Source organism: Ruegeria sp. L11 (assembly GCF_056531755.1).
On sequence record NZ_JBQFMI010000001.1, the window covers coordinates 20,932 to 37,273 of the forward strand.

General features: G+C 57.0%; 18 protein-coding genes. 6 read left to right on the forward strand and 12 right to left on the reverse strand.

Annotated features, from left to right (window positions below):
- The 5 genes from ACR0CE_RS00100 to ACR0CE_RS00120 all read right to left on the reverse strand — a co-directional run bounded on the left by ACR0CE_RS00100 (position 1) and on the right by ACR0CE_RS00120 (position 4,051).
- Entirely contained in the window at positions 1-639 is a 639-nt protein-coding gene (locus tag ACR0CE_RS00100; protein WP_480484256.1) for a glutathione S-transferase family protein, read from the reverse strand.
- Between the two features lie 279 nt (positions 640-918).
- On the reverse strand, positions 919-1,131 hold the full coding sequence (locus ACR0CE_RS00105; RefSeq protein WP_209503252.1) for a hypothetical protein: 213 nt from the start codon (positions 1,129-1,131) through the stop codon (positions 919-921).
- 55 nt (positions 1,132-1,186) lie between these two features.
- Entirely contained in the window at positions 1,187-2,968 is a 1,782-nt protein-coding gene (locus ACR0CE_RS00110) for an acyl-CoA dehydrogenase C-terminal domain-containing protein (RefSeq protein ID WP_480830324.1), read from the reverse strand.
- Positions 2,969-3,010: 42 nt separating this feature from the next.
- Entirely contained in the window at positions 3,011-3,412 is a 402-nt protein-coding gene (locus tag ACR0CE_RS00115) for a MerR family transcriptional regulator (protein WP_209503256.1), read from the reverse strand.
- 270 nt (positions 3,413-3,682) lie between these two features.
- Positions 3,683-4,051 (reverse strand): MerR family transcriptional regulator, encoded by a 369-nt coding sequence (locus tag ACR0CE_RS00120; RefSeq protein ID WP_267364662.1) that lies wholly within the window; start codon positions 4,049-4,051, stop codon positions 3,683-3,685.
- A 115-nt stretch (positions 4,052-4,166) separates the two neighbouring features.
- On the opposite strand from ACR0CE_RS00120, the gene ACR0CE_RS00125 reads away from it, so the two are divergent.
- The 3 genes from ACR0CE_RS00125 to ACR0CE_RS00135 are packed head-to-tail and all read left to right on the forward strand — an operon-like array spanning position 4,167 to position 6,425.
- The gene (locus ACR0CE_RS00125) at positions 4,167-4,586 is read left to right on the forward strand and encodes a PaaI family thioesterase (RefSeq protein ID WP_209503260.1); all 420 of its coding nucleotides are present in this window, start codon (positions 4,167-4,169) and stop codon (positions 4,584-4,586) included.
- 1 nt (position 4,587) lies between these two features.
- Positions 4,588-5,106, forward strand: a complete 519-nt coding sequence (locus ACR0CE_RS00130) for a PaaI family thioesterase (protein WP_267364663.1) — start codon at positions 4,588-4,590, stop codon at positions 5,104-5,106.
- A 2-nt stretch (positions 5,107-5,108) separates the two neighbouring features.
- Positions 5,109-6,425, forward strand: a complete 1,317-nt coding sequence (locus tag ACR0CE_RS00135) for an MATE family efflux transporter (RefSeq protein ID WP_480538206.1) — start codon at positions 5,109-5,111, stop codon at positions 6,423-6,425.
- On the opposite strand, the gene arsC is transcribed toward ACR0CE_RS00135, so the two are convergent.
- Genes arsC through ACR0CE_RS00155 form a run of 4 tightly spaced genes read right to left on the reverse strand, consistent with a single transcriptional unit; the run spans position 6,422 to position 8,581 of the window.
- Complete coding sequence (gene arsC, locus ACR0CE_RS00140) at positions 6,422-6,763, reverse strand: arsenate reductase (glutaredoxin) (RefSeq protein WP_209503266.1); 342 nt, start codon at positions 6,761-6,763, stop codon at positions 6,422-6,424. The two genes, ACR0CE_RS00135 and arsC, sit on opposite strands and share 4 nt — an antisense overlap.
- Positions 6,760-7,818, reverse strand: a complete 1,059-nt coding sequence (locus ACR0CE_RS00145) for a quinone-dependent dihydroorotate dehydrogenase (protein ID WP_480538202.1) — start codon at positions 7,816-7,818, stop codon at positions 6,760-6,762. Before ACR0CE_RS00145 ends, arsC begins: the two co-directional genes overlap by 4 nt.
- Positions 7,815-8,246, reverse strand: a complete 432-nt coding sequence (locus ACR0CE_RS00150) for a DUF1330 domain-containing protein (RefSeq protein ID WP_480538200.1) — start codon at positions 8,244-8,246, stop codon at positions 7,815-7,817. Before ACR0CE_RS00150 ends, ACR0CE_RS00145 begins: the two co-directional genes overlap by 4 nt.
- On the reverse strand, positions 8,243-8,581 hold the full coding sequence (locus ACR0CE_RS00155; RefSeq protein WP_209503272.1) for a DUF952 domain-containing protein: 339 nt from the start codon (positions 8,579-8,581) through the stop codon (positions 8,243-8,245). The genes ACR0CE_RS00150 and ACR0CE_RS00155 overlap by 4 nt, the downstream gene beginning before the upstream one ends.
- A gap of 107 nt (positions 8,582-8,688) precedes the next feature.
- Here ACR0CE_RS00155 and ACR0CE_RS00160 point away from each other — a divergent pair, with 107 nt between their 5' ends.
- On the forward strand, positions 8,689-10,266 hold the full coding sequence (locus ACR0CE_RS00160) for a bifunctional metallophosphatase/5'-nucleotidase (protein ID WP_480830328.1): 1,578 nt from the start codon (positions 8,689-8,691) through the stop codon (positions 10,264-10,266).
- Positions 10,267-10,329: 63 nt separating this feature from the next.
- On the opposite strand, the gene ACR0CE_RS00165 is transcribed toward ACR0CE_RS00160, so the two are convergent.
- Positions 10,330-11,982 (reverse strand): tetratricopeptide repeat-containing sulfotransferase family protein, encoded by a 1,653-nt coding sequence (locus ACR0CE_RS00165; RefSeq protein WP_480830329.1) that lies wholly within the window; start codon positions 11,980-11,982, stop codon positions 10,330-10,332.
- Between the two features lie 55 nt (positions 11,983-12,037).
- Between ACR0CE_RS00165 and ACR0CE_RS00170 the strand changes: the two genes are divergently transcribed.
- Positions 12,038-12,703 carry an SOS response-associated peptidase gene (locus ACR0CE_RS00170; RefSeq protein ID WP_480558296.1) on the forward strand — a complete coding sequence of 222 codons (666 nt, stop codon included), beginning with the start codon at positions 12,038-12,040 and terminating at the stop codon, positions 12,701-12,703.
- Positions 12,704-12,740: 37 nt separating this feature from the next.
- Positions 12,741-13,793, forward strand: a complete 1,053-nt coding sequence (gene mnmH, locus ACR0CE_RS00175; protein WP_480830332.1) for a tRNA 2-selenouridine(34) synthase MnmH — start codon at positions 12,741-12,743, stop codon at positions 13,791-13,793.
- Here mnmH and selD read toward each other — a convergent pair.
- Positions 13,784-15,943, reverse strand: coding sequence for a selenide, water dikinase SelD (gene selD / locus ACR0CE_RS00180; protein WP_480830334.1), 2,160 nt, complete (start codon positions 15,941-15,943; stop codon positions 13,784-13,786). The genes mnmH and selD overlap by 10 nt on opposite strands.
- Positions 15,944-15,948: 5 nt before the next feature.
- Positions 15,949-16,335 (reverse strand): Na+/H+ antiporter subunit G, encoded by a 387-nt coding sequence (locus ACR0CE_RS00185; protein WP_209597047.1) that lies wholly within the window; start codon positions 16,333-16,335, stop codon positions 15,949-15,951.
- Positions 16,336-16,342 lie beyond the last annotated feature (7 nt).

Here is a 16,342-nt window from a genome sequence, read left to right on the forward strand (position 1 = left end):
TCAAGCTCGATCCGACGGGTTGCCGGGCATCAGGTCATAGGGGTGTTTCCAGCCGGGCTGTTCGGACAAGCGGGTCAGCCAGGCGTCGATATGGGGCCAGTCGGCACGGTCAAAGCCAAATGGTTCAGGGTAATACAGATAACCACAGCAGCTAAGGTCGGCGTTGGTCACACCATCACCAACGATCCAGTCGCGACCATCCAGGTGGTTGTTCAGGATTTCATAAGCTGCCTTCAAACGTCCTTTATTGAATGCAATGACATCAGGGTTGCGGTGCTGCTCGGGTAGGAAATTGATCAGGAACCGCGTCAAACCAGCCATTGAGCTGAGTTTGTGATTGTCCCACAAAACCCAACGCAGAATATCGTAGTCTTCTTCCCGGTCCTTACCACCGAACTTGCCGGATTTCTCCGTGACATAGGCCTGAATCGCACCGGATTGGCTGGTGTGAAAATCTCCATCGACCAGAACTGGTGCTTCACCCAACTCGTTTACGTCAGCACGATATTCCGGCGTACGGGTTACACCTTTGAAGAAATCGACAAAGACCGGTTCCCACTCCAAACCGGACATTTCCAGAGCCAAAGCAGCCTTGTAGCTGTTTCCACTTTCTCCGAAGCAATGAAGTTTGATGGTCATGTGCTCGCCCCTCCCAAGGCGCATGTGGCTAGGCCGGATTTGAGTATTTTTGAAAAGATGAAGGGCAGTAGGTAACGTTTCATCAACCATCTTCGTATTCAGTGGTCGTGCGGTACAGGCTGGAGAGCCGATGACCGCAAAAGGTGAAGTCGTTCCTGTCCTGATGGCGAGTGTGCCCGGTGGCAGGGACGCATCGCCGCTTCATCTTTTCACAAATACTCCCGCCGGAGGCGTCCGGCATTTAAATTAAAGTCGCCGATGAGTTTTCTCCGCAGCAGTTCACCTCTTCCGTGCCTCAAGTTCGGAATTGAAGATGCGCAGGCGGTGGGTCAGGTTCTCCTCATCAATCACGCTGTTGAAATTCTCGAACAAGAAAGACAGCGCCTCACCTTCGTCCAGACCGGCATCACGCGCGAACGCTTTGAGTTTGCGATACCCATCTTCAGTCATCGCAACCGGAAAGCGGCGGGTCAGGCGAAAACGTTTTGGCATTTGGTCTCCTCCGGTAAGCTGGGTCCGGGCGGTGTTGCCCGGACCCAGACTGAGATCAGAAATTCGCCGCGTCCAGTGCCATTACCGTGTCTGCGCCGGTCTGAATGCGCGCAAGATGCATCGCGGTCGCTGGCAGGCGACGCGCCATGTAGAAGCGGCCGGTGTTGATCTTGGTCTCGTAGAACTCCTTGTCCGAGGCTCCACCATCCAGCGCTTCCTGAGCCGCTTTCGCCATTTGCGCCCACATCAGGCCCAGGCAAACATGGCCGAACATGTGCATGAAGTCATAAGAACCGGACAGTGCGTTATTCGGGTTCTTCATGCCTTCCTGCATGAAATACATGCCTGCGGCCTGAAGATCCTTGGACGCAGCTTTCAGCGGTTCAATGAACGCTTTGTCGTATGCTTCGTTCTTGCCCGCGTTATCCTTGCAGAAGGTTTTGACCATCTCGAAAAACGCCATGACGTGCTTGCCGCCATCCTGCGCCAGCTTGCGACCCACAAGGTCAAGCGCCTGAACGCCATTTGCGCCTTCGTAGATCATCGCGATGCGGGCGTCGCGGGTATATTGCGACATGCCCCATTCTTCGATGTAGCCATGGCCGCCATAAACCTGCTGCGCCTGAACAGTCATGTCGTAGCCTTCGTCGGTCAGAAACCCTTTGATGACCGGAGTCAGCAGCGAGATCAGCCCGTCCGCATCCTTGTCTCCCGCGCGGTGCGCCTTGTCGATCATGGTCGCGCCCCAAAGGATGAACGCGCGCGCGCCTTCGGTAAAGCTTTTCTGATCCATCAGGTTGCGACGGATATCTGGATGCACGATCAGAGGATCGGCCGGACCATCCGGATTTTTGACACCGGTTACATCGCGACCCTGCAAACGATCCTTGGCGTATTCCAGAGCATTCTGATAGGCCGCTTCGGCTTGCGACAGGCCCTGCATACCCACACCCAGACGCGCTTCGTTCATCATGGTGAACATGGCGCGCATGCCCTTGTGCTCTTCGCCCAGCAGCCAGCCAGTGGCTTCGTCATAGTTCATGACGCAGGTCGAGTTGCCGTGGATGCCCATTTTCTCTTCGATCTTGCCGACCGATACGCCGTTGCGTTCGCCCAGACTGCCGTCTTCGTTCACAATGAACTTGGGCACAATGAACAGCGACACGCCTTTGATGCCCTCGGGGCCGCCTGGGATCTTGGCCAGCACCAGGTGGACAATGTTGTTTGCCATGTCGTGGTCGCCAGCCGAGATAAAGATCTTCTGGCCTGATATCTTATAGCTGCCATCACCCTGCGGTTCTGCCTTGGTGCGCATCAGGCCCAGATCGGTGCCACAATGCGGTTCGGTCAGGTTCATGGTGCCGGTCCATTCACAGCTGACCATGTTGGGCAGGTATTTGTTCTTCTGCTCGTCTGTTCCGTGCGCCAGAATGGCCGAGGCTGCGCCATGGGTCAGGCCCTGGTACATGGTGAAAGCCTGGTTGGAGCCCGAGAACATCTCACCTACGGCTGTGCCGATCACGTAGGGCATGTTCTGGCCACCATACTCTTCCGGCATGTCGAGGCCAGTCCAGCCACCTTCCTTCATCTGCTCGAAGGCGTCTTTGAACCCGGTAGGGGTGTACACAATGCCGTTTTCCAACCGGCACCCTTCGGTGTCACCAACAACGTTCAAAGGATGCAGGACGTTGGTGGCAACCTTGCCTGCTTCTTCCAGAACTGCGCCGGTGAATTCGGGCTCCAGTTCGTCATAGCCGGGGATGTCCGACTGCGAGACTTTCAGAACATCGTGCAGAATGAACTGCATGTCTTTGGTTGGCGCGTTGTAAACGGGCATGTGAAGCTCCCTTAATTCATATGTCCGGAAGGCAGGGCGAGGTTACTCGGCCGCCTTCTTTTCCTGTTTCATCGAGGCGATGACTTTCTCGCCCCAGCGCAACTGCTCTTTCAGATCGTCGATGGCCTGCGTCAGCTCTTCGCGGCGCGATTCCATGTCAGCCAGACGCTCGCACGCGATTTCATATGTGCGATTCATCTGGGTGACCTGTTGATCGCCCACATGGTAGAGATCCAGCAGCTGTCGAATTTCCTCGAGGCTGAACCCGAATCTTTTGCCGCGCAGGATCAGCTTCAGCCGCGCCCGGTCACGTTTGGTGAACAGACGTTTTTGGCCTTCGCGGATCGGGAACAGTAGTTCCTTTGCCTCATAGAACCGCAAGGTGCGTGGTGTGACATCATAGGTCTCGCACATCTCGCGGATGGTCATCACATCTTCGGTCATTCGTCATACTCTCGTCACTGGCGTCATGAGACATGAGTTGCGCAGTTGGTGGGTGCTTTACAACATGTGAGTGACGTTTACGTAATCCAGACGCTGCGTCACTTTGAAGTTGACGTAACATCCGTGCACGTAAGGGGCTTTCGGCGAAATTTTGTTACCGTTACGTCAACTGATTTTCGGCATGAATAAACGGGTGCCTTGAAGGGGATGCGCACCGGTTTTGACAGGTTCTGCCACCTGCAATGCTTGATTATGAAATATCGGAAAAGGTTATTCCAGCGACTTGGCCGTTTGGTCGCGCAGGCTTTTGAGTTCGTCCATTGCCTCATCCAGTTGCTGTCGCTGCTGCTGAAGCTCACTCATCTGGCGGTCCGCCATTTCGACAAAGGTGGCCATCTGGGCCTCGTTTCCCTGATCTTCATAGATCAGTAGCCATTGGCGAATCTCTTCTAGTGGAAAACCAAACTTTCGGCCGCGCATGATCAGTTTCATCCGCGCGCATTCCCGGGCCCCGTAAAAGCGCGAACGCCCTTCGCGGTCCGGTTGCAAAAGCTCGATATATTCGTAGTAGCGCAGGGTGCGCGGCGTCACGTCAAACTCGGCGCACATTTCTTTGAATGACAAACGGTTGTTGGACATTCCCGGTCTCCTCGTCAGCAACCTAGGCGGTCCCGATCCCAAGCGCAACAGGTAGGCTTGCTCTTTACCGGAACACCGGCTCATAAAGGCGGTGCAGAGAACAGGACGCATACTTATGGTCGATAAGACAGTTTTAGCCCGCCAGTTTATCGAGGCGATCCCCCATGCGCGGGCATTGAACCTTACGCTCACGCAGATCGGTGAGGGTGAGGCAGAGATAACTCTGCCCTACAACAAAGACCTGATCGGGGATCCGCGTACAGGGGTGATTCATGGGGGAGCGATATCCACGATTCTGGACACCTGTTGTGGCGCTGCGGTGATGAGCCACCCATCGGCCCCCGGAGGAACCGCAACAATCGATCTGCGGATTGACTATATGCGCGCGGCGACACCCGGTCAGACGATTACTGCACATGCCGTCTGTCACCATATCACGCGAAACGTTGCCTTCGTGCGGGCCACCGCAATGGACAACGACACGGACCTGCCGGTGGCGACAGCCTCAGGGTCCTTTACGGTTGAAGGGAAGTAATATGCCAAGACCTCGTCCCGAGCCGATGCAGGTGGTCAAGCAGCGCCGCGATGCAGCCCTGCGTGCGCTTGTCGACGGCGTACCGTATATACGTTTCCTGAACATCAGTTTTGACAGGCGCGGGGATGAGCTGACCGGTGTTTTGAATTTCGATGACAAGCTGATCGGCAATCCGTTTCTGCCTGCAATTCATGGCGGCGTAACCGCAGCTTTTTTGGAGGTGACAGCCGTTATCACGCTGAGCTGGGAACACATGTTCCCAAGTATTGAAAGCGGAGAGATCGATGCAGAGGCCATCGTGTCAGACGAAAGCATCCGGTTTCCCAAGACGATCGACTTTACCGTCGACTATCTGCGTTCGGGCTTGCCGCGAGACGCCTATGCGCGGGCATTTATCAGCCGGTCGGGGCGGCGTTACGCCTCGGTACGGGTTGAAGCCTGGCAGGACAATCATGCGAAACTGTTTGCGCAGGCCTCCGGGCATTTCCTGATGCCGCAACCGCCTCGGGGCAAGAGCTGACCATGCAGGACGCCTCGGCGCCCATCACGCATCGACGGGTACTGAAGATCGCTGTGCCGATTGTCCTGTCGAACGCCACCGTTCCGATTCTGGGGGCAGTTGATACCGGCGTTGTCGGCCAGTTGGGGCAGGCTGCGCCTATTGGTGCGGTCGGGATCGGTGCAGTGATCCTGTCAACGATCTACTGGATCTTCGGTTTCTTGCGGATGGGAACCACCGGGATGGCGGCGCAGGCACGCGGGGCAGGCGACGCTGTTGAAACCCGGGCATTGCTGATGCGCGGCCTGATGCTTGGCGGCGCGGCTGGGCTGTTCTTTATCCTTACACAAGTGGCCGTGTTCGCGGGTGCGTTCGCTTTATCTCCGGCGAGCCCCGAGGTCGAAACGCTCGCCCGCGCCTATCTTGAGATTCGAATTTGGGGGGCGCCAGCAACTATCGCGCTTTATGCGGTTACCGGATGGTTGATTGCGGTTGAACGCACGCGTGGGGTTTTTGTTCTTCAGGTCTGGATGAACGGATTGAACATCGTTCTGGACCTGTGGTTTGTGCTTGGTCTTGGCTGGGGTGTCGAAGGGGTTGCCATAGCCACTTTGATCGCGGAATGGACAGGTCTGGCGCTGGGCCTTTGGCTGTGTCGGGATGGGTTCGAAGACGGAATCTGGCGTGACTGGGCCCGCATATTTGACGCTGCCCGACTGCGCCGGATGTTGCAGGTCAACGGCGATATCATGATCCGGTCGGTTTTGCTAACCGGATCCTTCACGACCTTTCTTTTCGTCGGTTCGGATCTGGGTGATGTCAATCTGGCGGCCAATCAGGTCTTGCTTCAGTTTCTTGAAATCACGGCTTTCGCGCTGGACGGGTTCGCCTTTTCCGCCGAGGCGCTGGTCGGAAGCGCGGTGGGTGCCAGAGACAGGTATCAGGTGCGCCGCGCGTCTGTCATGACCTCGCAATGGGGTGTTGGGGGTGCCCTGTTACTGGGTGTGGTTTTCTTTGTCGCCGGACCGGCGTTGATCGACCTCATGTCAACATCGCCGCAGGTGCGCGAGGCCGGGCGCGAGTTTCTTGTCTGGGCCGCGTTGGCACCCGTTATCGGCGTGGCAAGCTGGATGTTTGACGGCATCTACATAGGTGCAACATGGACCCGGGCCATGCGTAGCGCGATGTTCCAATCGGTCGCTATCTATCTGGTTGCGCTGTTCATTCTGGTGCCAAGTTTCGGAAATCACGGCCTGTGGGCCGCGTTGATGGTGCTTAACATCGCACGTGGCGTGACTTTGGGGTGGCGCTATCCCAAGCTCGAGGCGCAGGTGGCCTAGAGCAGCGTAAGAAGGTTTTCCGGTGGACGCCCGATGGCAGCCTTATCGCCCGCAATGGCAAGCGGACGTTCAATCAGGATCGGGTTTTCAGCCATGGCCCGGATCAGGGCGTCGTCTGGCGAGGTCTTTGTCAGCCCCAGTTCCTTGAACCGGGATTCTCCGGTACGCATCATCTCAACGGGCGAAAGCCCCAAGGCGGATTGTGCCGCTCGCAGCTCATCAATTGATGGTGCATCCTCAAGATATTTGCGCACCGTGACCCGTGCACCATTTTCTTCCAGCAATGCAAGACCAGCGCGGGATTTTGAACAGCGCGGGTTGTGCCAATATTCGATCATAGCCAGTCCTCTCGTTTGCTGCCGACGGCTTGGGCTACATTCTCAAAGCCGTCGCGGGCCAGCAGTTCATCCAGCCCGTTCGCAATGTCAGCCGCCAGAGAAATGCCGCCATACACCATCGCCGTATAGAACTGCACAGCAGATGCCCCGGCGCAAATCTTGGCATAGGCCTGTTCCGCATTGCTGATGCCACCCACGCCGATCAGGGGAATGTCACCTCCGGTCAACTGGCTGAGCCGTGCCAGAACACGTGTTGATTTCTCGAACAGCGGTGCGCCGGACAATCCGCCGGTTTCACCTTTGTGCGAACTGCGCAACCCGTCACGCGACAGGGTGGTGTTGGTGGCGATCACGGCATCCACACGGGTCTCGCGCGCAACATCGGCAATGTCCTGCAACTCGGCATCGGTCAGGTCCGGCGCGATTTTCAGGAAGATGGGCAGTGGGCGAGGCAGCGCATCACGGGTTTCAATCACACCGTTCAAAAGCGCGCTTAGCGCCGCCTTGCCCTGCAAATCCCGCAGCTTTTCCGTATTCGGGGATGACACGTTGACCGTGGCAAAATCCAGATGCGCGGCACAATGCGCCAGCACCTTTACGAAATCACCCGCGCGATCCTCGCTGTCCTTGTTGGCGCCCAGATTCAGGCCGATCACCGCATTTTGGGGGCGATCAGCAAGCCGTTTTTCCATCACCTCCATGCCTTCGTTGTTGAAGCCAAAACGGTTGATCGCCGCTTTGTCCTCGGTCAGGCGAAACAGGCGTGGTTTGGGGTTTCCCGGTTGCGGGCGCGGTGTGACGGCCCCGACTTCGATGAAACCGAACCCTGCGCGCGACAGCGGCGTCAGAACTTCACCGTTTTTGTCGAAGCCCGCGGCCAATCCTACCGGGTTAGGCAGGTCCAACCCGGCAAGGCTTGTTTTCAGGCGCGGCGTTGTCACCGGCCCCGGCGCAGGCGCAAGCCCCGCCTTCAAAGCCCTGATCGACATCCCGTGGGCGGTTTCGGGGTCCATGCAGTGCAGGGCTGCAAGCCCGAATTTCTCGGTCAGTTTCATCCGAACGCTTTCCTGCTTTCGCTTGATCCGCACCGGATCAGGCGCGAGGTCTCTACCGCAGCCTGCCGATGGACCACCGCCGCCCGGTAGGCCGGATCGGTCACCATTTCAAGAAACGCATATGCAGTCGGATAGCGTGCGATAAAGACGGCATCCCATACCTCATCAGCCGGTCCGATCAGTGTCGTTTCAAAGACACCCCGCCATAGGATGCTTGCCCCGATACGGCCAATGATTGGGGCGGTTTCAGTCCCGTATTTCTGATAGGCCTGCGCCCCGGTCAACCCTGCGCCCGCCAATTCATGTGATTTGGGATACTGCGCCTCGGCGCGGAACTTCACCAGATTGAGCATTTCGATCGGCTGGTCGCGGTCCAGGGCCTTGAACGCCTCGAACTGGCCGCGATCCGGATCGACATAAGATATCATGCCATGTCCTCGGGAAACTGATGTGCCGTGCCGACAAAAGGCAGGGGTCGCGCCCAGACAACGTCGCTTAACCTGATCTGACGATACAGATGTGGAAACAGGGCGTCTCCTCGCGACACTTCCCATTTCAGGTCATCGCCCATGGCATCGGCATCACAGGCCAACAGCGTAAGCCCTTCAACGCCCGCAAAATGCTTGGCAGCGGTTTCAGCAGCTTGTTCAGCGGTAGAAAAGTGAACAAACCCGTCTGACACGTCAATGGGTGCTCCGTCTGTGGCGCCCAGACTTTGCAGTTCAGCCCATTCGACGGCTCGGAAAATCTTGTAGATCAGCATGATGACCTGATGCCCCGCACGGCGCTTGGAATCAAGCTGGATTTCTCCTTTGACTCTCGGTCGACATAAGCGCACGATCCCCGGCAATAATAACAGGGAGTTCCAAGATGTTGACCCGATTTTTAACTTCGGTCGCGGTGGTGGGCCTGACGGCGGGTGCCGCAGCAGCCGATTACAAGCTGACAATTCTGCACACCAACGATTTCCATTCGCGCTTTGAGCCGATCAACAAATACGACAGCGGTTGCGGTGAGGAAGACAATGCAGAAGGCAAATGCTTTGGCGGATCGGCGCGCCTTGTAACGGCAGTTGCCGACGCGCGCGCACGGGCAGAGAATTCGATTCTGGTGGATGGAGGTGACCAGTTCCAGGGGTCCCTTTTCTATACCTATTACAAGGGCAAGGTCGCAGCCGAGTTCATGAACAAGCTGGGCTATAACGCCATGACCGTTGGCAACCACGAGTTTGATGACGGCCCCGAAGTGTTGCGAGGGTTCATCGACTCGGTCGACTTTCCGGTTCTGATGTCCAACGCTGATATTCGCGACGAAGAGCTTTTGACGGACAGGATCAAGAAATCGACCGTTATCGAAGTAGGCGGCGAGAAGATCGGCTTGATCGGCCTGACCCCAATCGACACGGATGAGCTTGCCTCGCCCGGCCCCAATGTCACGTTTTCGGACCCGGTGCCAGCTGTGCAGGCCGAAGTCGATAAACTGACAGGTGAGGGTGTCAACAAGATCATCGTTCTCAGCCATTCCGGCTATGGCGTCGATCAGCGTGTCGCGCAAGAGACGACTGGTGTTGACGTGATCGTCGGCGGGCATTCGAACACGTATCTTTCGAATGTGTCGGATAAGGCGGCAGGTCCGTACCCAACAGTGGTAAACGGCGTACAGATCGTTCAGGCCTATGCCTATGGCAAGTTTCTGGGCGAATTGAACGTCACTTTCGATGACGATGGCAAAGTGATCGAGGCAGCTGGCGAGCCTTTGATCATGGACAACGCAGTGACCGAGGATCAGGCCGCGCTGGACCGGATTGCGGAACTGGCGGTGCCTTTGGATGAAATCCGCAACAAGGTTGTTGCAAGCGCTGCAGAAGCCATTGAAGGGGATCGCTCAATTTGCCGCGTGCAGGAATGCCAGATGGGTAACCTGGTTGCGGATGCGATGCTGGCGCGTGTGGCGGATCAGGGCGTTCAGATTGCCATTGCCAACTCGGGTGGGTTGCGGGCTTCTATCGATCCCGGTGATGTGACTATGGGCGAGGTTCTGACGGTGTTGCCTTTCCAGAATACACTGTCGACCTTTGAAATCAGCGGACAGGGTGTCATTGACGCACTCGAAAATGGCGTAAGTCAGGTGGAAGAAGTGAAAGGCCGATTCCCGCAGGTCGCCGGTCTTAGCTTTACCTGGGACCCAAGCGTGGCACCGAACGAGGGGCGCGTCAGCGAGGTGATGATTGCCGAGGGTGACGGTTTTATTCTGATCGACCCGAACAAGACCTACCTGGTCGTCACCAACAACTACGTCCGCAACGGTGGTGACGGGTACAAGATGTTCGAAGGCGATGACAAGAACGCCTATGACTTCGGCCCGGACCTTGCGGATGTCACCGCGGAATACCTGGCGGAAAATGCGCCCTATCAGCCCTATGTAGACGGGCGTATCAAACAGAAGTAACTGGGTTCACGACAAAGACAAAAGCCGCATCCCTGTGATGCGGCTTTTTTGTTTGGGAACGGATCAGCTGAAATCATATTCCGGCCAGAGTTTCGGATCGAACCCGTCCAGCATCGGTTTGATGTGCTCAGCAACCCCGCGCCAGCCGCCGATAGACTTGGTCGAGATCTTGTTGCGCACCTGATCGATGCTTGCCGTACGTACCTGTTTGGTGTTTTTCTCGGGGTGCATCATCGTTTCGGTCCACTCCAAATCGCAGAACGCAGCGACCTGCTGGCTGTAGGTTTTCGGGTCGGCCACCAGTTCTTCGTAAGGTACCGTCAGAATACGATTTCCGAACACGGTATCCCAATGCGCCATATAACGACGATACATATTTGCCGAATGGGCGATGGCCTGCATATTCGAGGCATAGCGCATTCCGCCCGCAGGAAAACATCTGATCCATTTGGACAATCCAACATCACGCGGATCGCGCAGCATGTTGATAATCCTTGCCTTTGGGAAGGCAGACAGCAGGAATCCAATACGTTGATAATTGTGAGGCATCTTGTCGACAAAGGCGACAGAGTCGCCCGGAATGGGCGGCATCAATTCGAGGAATTCCCGCGCAAGCTCGGACGCTTTGGCAGCGTCATACTTCTGGCCTTTTTTCTCATACTCACGCGACAGATCGGCCCCCAAAGTCAGTTCGCCGCAACCGGAAATTCCGGGGGCTGAACTCAGCATCATTTCCATCAATGTCGTGCCCGAGCGGGGTTGACCCAGTACAAAGATCGGTGCTGGCCCCTCGGCAAAGCCGGACTCTGGTGCATCGGAATCGACAGGGAACAAGCTGGTGATCCGGAACAGTTTTTCCTCTTCATCTGCCGGGACATAGGGGTTGCCTTGGTGCTGAATTTCATTGGCCCGCGCATAATGCGGCATGGCGGCATTCAACCCGTCTAACTTTGAAATCAAATGCGCCTTGGCGAACTGGAGCTCCAGCTTATCACCTCCCTTTTCGGAGATGGCTTTATTTACGGCTTCCAGCAGTTCCGGAGCTTCTTCTGTGGTTGCAATTGCCGATAATTGCAGCAAAGCCGACATATGCTCGGGTTCGTTTTGAAGAACGCGCCTCAGTATTGCTTTGGACTCGTTCTTTTCACCCGTTTGGTGAAGGTTTACAGACTTAATAAGGGCAATCTTTGTGTTCTCGGGGTCCAACTCGTAGGCGCGGGCGACATCCCGCGAGTTTTCATCGTCAAAGCCGATATTGGCGTAAGCTCTGGCCCGTTTTGCAAGAAGGTCCACATTGTCTGGATCGCTCTCCAGCTTCTTGCTCGCATGTTCGATCATCATGCGCCAATTGGTGCCTTTGAGGTGAATTTCATCCAGCACGCGGTTCAATTCCTGGTTGTTGGGGAATTGCTCCAGCTTTTGTTCGGTATAGTCCAGGGCTTTAGGAATTTGCCCGGTCTGCATCAATGCATTCGCCAGGTTTTCGACAAACTGCAGGTCGTCCGGTTTCATCCGCGAGGCTTCAACAAAATGCGGAATTGATTTCTTGTATTGCTTCATCTCGGTCAAAACAAAGCCGGCGATGGCATGATAATCCGAGTCTTTTGGGAATTTCTTGACACCCAGCTGGGCCTTTTTCAAAGCTTGCGGCAGCTTGCCTGCTTCCAGAAGCGCCAGTGCTTTGCTCTTGAGGGATTGCGTTGTCTGGTATTCCATGTGACCCCGTGAGATCCTGTGCCTGTATCAAGAATGTATCGGTGGTTCATTACCCATGTGCGGACGGTTTGCAATAACTCTTCCCAACGACGCAATGGCGCAGCTGTTTTCGGCGCGCCCGGCAAATGCGCTACCTGTGGTGCCGAATTTCAATGTTTGTCCGACAAATCAGGTACATGTCGTGCGTAGCGGCGAAACAGGCCGCCATCTGGATGCGCTGCGCTGGGGATTTCTGCCACATTGGTACAAGACCGAAACGGCGGGGCCGTTACTGATCAACGCCCGGGCCGAGACCCTGGCGGACAAGCCCGCCTTTCGCGATGCCTGCCGGACGCGCCGCTGCCTGATCATAGCGACTGGGTTCTATGAATGGACAAAAACGGAACAGGGAACGCGCCTGCCTTGGTATATCCACCGTCAGGACAAAGCTCCCATTGCCTTTGCCGGGGTCTGGCAGGACTGGGGCCCTGAAAGCGAACGGCAGGGCACCTGTGCTATCGTGACGACGGCTGCCAGCAAAAGGCTTGAGGTCATTCATCAGCGAATGCCCTTGATCGTAGAACCCAATGACTGGCCATTGTGGTTGGGTGAAGCCGGAAAAGGGGCCGCACGGCTGATGCAGCCGGGGAACGAGGATGTGTTGACCTTCCACCGGGTCGGGCCTGCGGTGAACTCGAACCGGGCCAGCGGGCCAGAGCTGGTCGAACCTTGTGACGCGTGACCTTTTCTTTGGAAACGCGGCAAGCTAGACCTTCGGCATGGCTCTGAAATTTCCTGACCTGACCCAACTTTACGCGCACAGGTATGATACCGTGATCGACGTTCGCAGCCCTGCCGAGTTTGCCGAAGATCATCTGCCGGGTGCAATAAACCTGCCTGTGCTGAACAACGAGGAACGCGCCCGGGTCGGAACCATTTATGTACAGGACAGCCCCTTTCTGGCGCGCAAGCTGGGTGCTGCTATGGTATTCCGCAATGCAGCCAATCACATCGAACACCACCTCAGCCATCATGACGGAGCGTGGCGCCCCTTGGTCTATTGCTGGCGCGGTGGACAGCGTTCCGGATCATTCACATGGATGTTGCAGCAAATTGGCTGGCGCGCCGAAGTGGTAGACGGCGGCTATCGTACCTACCGTCGATTGGTGAACGCTTATTTGTACGATGATCCCTTGCCACATCGGCTGATCGCACTGGATGGCTACACGGGCACCGCAAAGACCGATCTTTTGGCTCTGTTGCACGCACGAGGCGTACAGATTCTGGACCTTGAAGCGCTGGCCAACCATCGCGGGTCCTTGCTGGGCGAAAGGCCAGGGGGGCAGCCCAGTCAGAAGGGGTTTGAATCTGCCCTGTCCGCTGCGCTGTGTTCAATGGATCCGGCGCGTTCAGTCGTGGTCGAAGCGGAATCATCCAAAATTGGCAGCTTGATCCTGCCGCCCAGCCTTTGGAACGCGTTGTGCAAGGCTCCGCGTGTGAACATTACGGCTTCAATTGAAGCCCGTTCTGCCTACTTGGTTCGGGCTTATGACGACATTCTGTCTGACAGTGACCGATTGCGGGACCGGTTGTCACCGCTGCGGTTCCATCGCGGGCATGAGGTCGTTGACGGATGGCTGCGATTGATTGATGCGGGTCAAAAACAGGCGCTGACACGGGCCTTGATGGAACAGCATTATGATCCCGCATACGCCAAATCCCGGCAATCCCGCCCGGTGCAGGTATTGGCCAGTTTTGATGTGGAAACTTTGGACAACACGGGGCTGAGCAACGCGGCCGCGCAAATTGAAAGCCTTCTGGATCAGCTTTGAAGGCGCAAACCCGGTGTGTCGGTCAGCTGGCCAATGATCATTGCCGTATATCCCGCGTCCAGAAGATCTTGCAAAAGGGTTTCGGCGTCCTTCGCATTCACGGCGGCCAGCAAACCCCCGGCTGTTTGCGGGTCAAAAAGCAGCGCCGCCTTGCCCCCGGACGGAAGATCGGGCGCAATCGCGTTGTTGTCGGCAAAAATCGTTGACCGGACCCCCTGATCCGTCAGCGCAAGCGCGCCGTCCATCACCTTTACCGCGTCCAGTTCAAGCGTAGCGCCGCAATGCGATGCGTCGCAGATGCCTTGCAGATGCCCGGCCAGACCAAACCCGGTCACGTCGGTCATCGCATGGGCGTTGGCCAAAATGCGGGCTGCATCGCCCTGGGGCTGTGTCATATGTTTGTAGGCTGCCGCGACCCAGGCCCCTTCGGCAAGACCAGCCATTTCCGCCGCCATCAGAACACCGCTTCCCAAGGGTTTTGTCAGGATCAGGCGATCCCCCGGCTGACCACCCGCCAATGTAATCGGGGTAGCCTTGCACAGGCCAGTCAGCGTGAAACCGACAGTCATCTCATCGCCCATTGAGCTGTGCCCGCCCACGATTTCCGCGCCCGCAGCCCGCATGACGTCACTCGCGACTGACATGATTTCGGACATTGTGCGGCTTTGCAGGGCGGCAGACATGCGCGGCAGGATGATTGTTGCCGTGGCCGCCTGAGGTGCGGCCCCCATGGCCCAGATATCCCCCAGGGCGTGAACGGCAGCGATCCGCGTCATAAGTGCGGGATCGTTGGTGAAAGCCCGCAGGTGGTCAGACGTCATGACTTGCTGCGCCCCGCCTGTTTGCAAAAGCGCGGCATCGTCGCCGGGTAGAGCGGTGATGTCGGTACGAGCAGGGGCGGGGAGGGATTTCAGGGCGAGTTGCAATGCGTCGCGCCCGACCTTTGCTCCACATCCGCCGCACATGGGCTTTTCACCCAAAACCTCATCAAGCCCGGTTGCCCGGACGCGTGGCAGGGCGGGCGGTGTCATTTGCGGCAGGTCGCGAAACTTGTTCATAAAGGTCTGGTCGATATGGTTCTTCCATGTCCACATCAACGGGCCGCTGAACGATGTTCCCAAACGCTCGGCCAGTGCTGACTTGCCACCCAGTGAGATCAGTTTGAGATAATCTTTTTGCGGTGTGTATTTTCGCATCTGTCCCGCGCCGAGCGCTGCGCGAAGATTATCGTACAAAACCGGCGCTTCGCGCACCGCATAGACACCAGCCTTCGGTCTGGGGTTGTCCGTAAGATGGGCGCAATCCCCGGCGGCAAACACAGCGGGATCACTGGATTGCAGGCAGCCGTTCACTCGGATGTGTCCGTCCTGAAGGTCAAGCCCTGTGTTTGCGATCCAGTCATAGGCGCGGGCTCCGGCGGCACCGGTCACGAAACCAGCCGGAATTGTGCGCCCGTCCTGTAGTTCCACGTGATCCTGCCCGATCCGGGTGATCACCGCGTTTTCAATCACCTCCACACCAAGGTCATGCATTGCAATCCGGATTGTTGCCGCCGCCTTGGGTTTGGTTGCAGTCAGGGCCGAGGCCCTATCGATCAGGGTAATCTGTGCCGCCCGCCCCCTGGCCTTCAACGCATGTGCCATCGCCATGACCAGTTCGACGCCCGCGACGCCGCCACCGATCACAGCGACCGAGGCCGGGCCTTGACCCTTTAGATACTCGGCCCATTTCGCAGCAAAAGGTCCCAGCGGCTTGGCTGGCACTGCATGTTCCGCAAAGCCTGGCAAGGCGGGCATGTCCGACGTGATCCCTACATTGACCGAAGCCACGTCGAAGCCTACCGGAGGATGCCCGAGGACATGCACTTCGTGTGTTTCGGTATCGATGCCATTGACCGTGCCCAAGATCACCCGCGCACCTGCGAAACGGGCCAGTCTGACAAGATCGATATCCAGCTCCCACCGGTCGTAATGTCCGGCGACATATCCGGGCAACATCCCGGAATAGGGAGCGGTGGGGCCGGGGTTGATCACGGTTACCCGCGCGCCGGGCAAAGGGCTCATTCCCCATTTGCGCAGCAGCAGAGCATGGGTGTGGCCGCCGCCAATTAAAACCAGATCACGGGTCAGGGGCAGCGGAGATGTGTGCATTTGTGTTAATTCGCGCTGTGGTCCGGAACATCCTCGACCTGCTCGACAGCGTGGGTGGCCCAAAGCTCATCCTCGCCAGCATCGGGCAGGTCGCTGGGCAGTTCATGACGGTGAATATGCCATTTTGCAATGAACAGGGCCGTGATCGGAGCCGTCAGGAATAAAAACAGCGTGATCAGAAGCTCGTGCAGCGACAGTTTGCCTTCCAGCAGAACGGAATGGGTGATCGAAGCCAGCAACACCCCACCCACGCCTAAAGTTGTCGCCTTGGTCGGTGCGTGAAGGCGGGACATAGGGTCATTCAGCTTGATCATGCCGAAGGACCCGACAAACCCGAAAACACCCGAGATTATAAGGAAAACGGCGATCAGCAGCTCTGCAATGAATGTCATATCACCC

Coding starts and splice junctions, on each gene's coding strand:
- ACR0CE_RS00100 (WP_480484256.1), bottom strand. CDS start 639: ATGACCATCAAACTTCATTGCTTCGGAGAAAGTGGAAACAGCTACAAG.
- ACR0CE_RS00105 (WP_209503252.1), bottom strand. CDS start 1,131: ATGCCAAAACGTTTTCGCCTGACCCGCCGCTTTCCGGTTGCGATGACT.
- ACR0CE_RS00110 (WP_480830324.1), bottom strand. CDS start 2,968: ATGCCCGTTTACAACGCGCCAACCAAAGACATGCAGTTCATTCTGCAC.
- ACR0CE_RS00115 (WP_209503256.1), bottom strand. CDS start 3,412: ATGACCGAAGATGTGATGACCATCCGCGAGATGTGCGAGACCTATGAT.
- ACR0CE_RS00120 (WP_267364662.1), bottom strand. CDS start 4,051: ATGTCCAACAACCGTTTGTCATTCAAAGAAATGTGCGCCGAGTTTGAC.
- ACR0CE_RS00125 (WP_209503260.1), top strand. CDS start 4,167: ATGGTCGATAAGACAGTTTTAGCCCGCCAGTTTATCGAGGCGATCCCC.
- ACR0CE_RS00130 (WP_267364663.1), top strand. CDS start 4,588: ATGCCAAGACCTCGTCCCGAGCCGATGCAGGTGGTCAAGCAGCGCCGC.
- ACR0CE_RS00135 (WP_480538206.1), top strand. CDS start 5,109: ATGCAGGACGCCTCGGCGCCCATCACGCATCGACGGGTACTGAAGATC.
- arsC (WP_209503266.1), bottom strand. CDS start 6,763: ATGATCGAATATTGGCACAACCCGCGCTGTTCAAAATCCCGCGCTGGT.
- ACR0CE_RS00145 (WP_480538202.1), bottom strand. CDS start 7,818: ATGAAACTGACCGAGAAATTCGGGCTTGCAGCCCTGCACTGCATGGAC.
- ACR0CE_RS00150 (WP_480538200.1), bottom strand. CDS start 8,246: ATGATATCTTATGTCGATCCGGATCGCGGCCAGTTCGAGGCGTTCAAG.
- ACR0CE_RS00155 (WP_209503272.1), bottom strand. CDS start 8,581: ATGCTGATCTACAAGATTTTCCGAGCCGTCGAATGGGCTGAACTGCAA.
- ACR0CE_RS00160 (WP_480830328.1), top strand. CDS start 8,689: ATGTTGACCCGATTTTTAACTTCGGTCGCGGTGGTGGGCCTGACGGCG.
- ACR0CE_RS00165 (WP_480830329.1), bottom strand. CDS start 11,982: ATGGAATACCAGACAACGCAATCCCTCAAGAGCAAAGCACTGGCGCTT.
- ACR0CE_RS00170 (WP_480558296.1), top strand. CDS start 12,038: ATGTGCGGACGGTTTGCAATAACTCTTCCCAACGACGCAATGGCGCAG.
- mnmH (WP_480830332.1), top strand. CDS start 12,741: ATGGCTCTGAAATTTCCTGACCTGACCCAACTTTACGCGCACAGGTAT.
- selD (WP_480830334.1), bottom strand. CDS start 15,943: ATGCACACATCTCCGCTGCCCCTGACCCGTGATCTGGTTTTAATTGGC.
- ACR0CE_RS00185 (WP_209597047.1), bottom strand. CDS start 16,335: ATGACATTCATTGCAGAGCTGCTGATCGCCGTTTTCCTTATAATCTCG.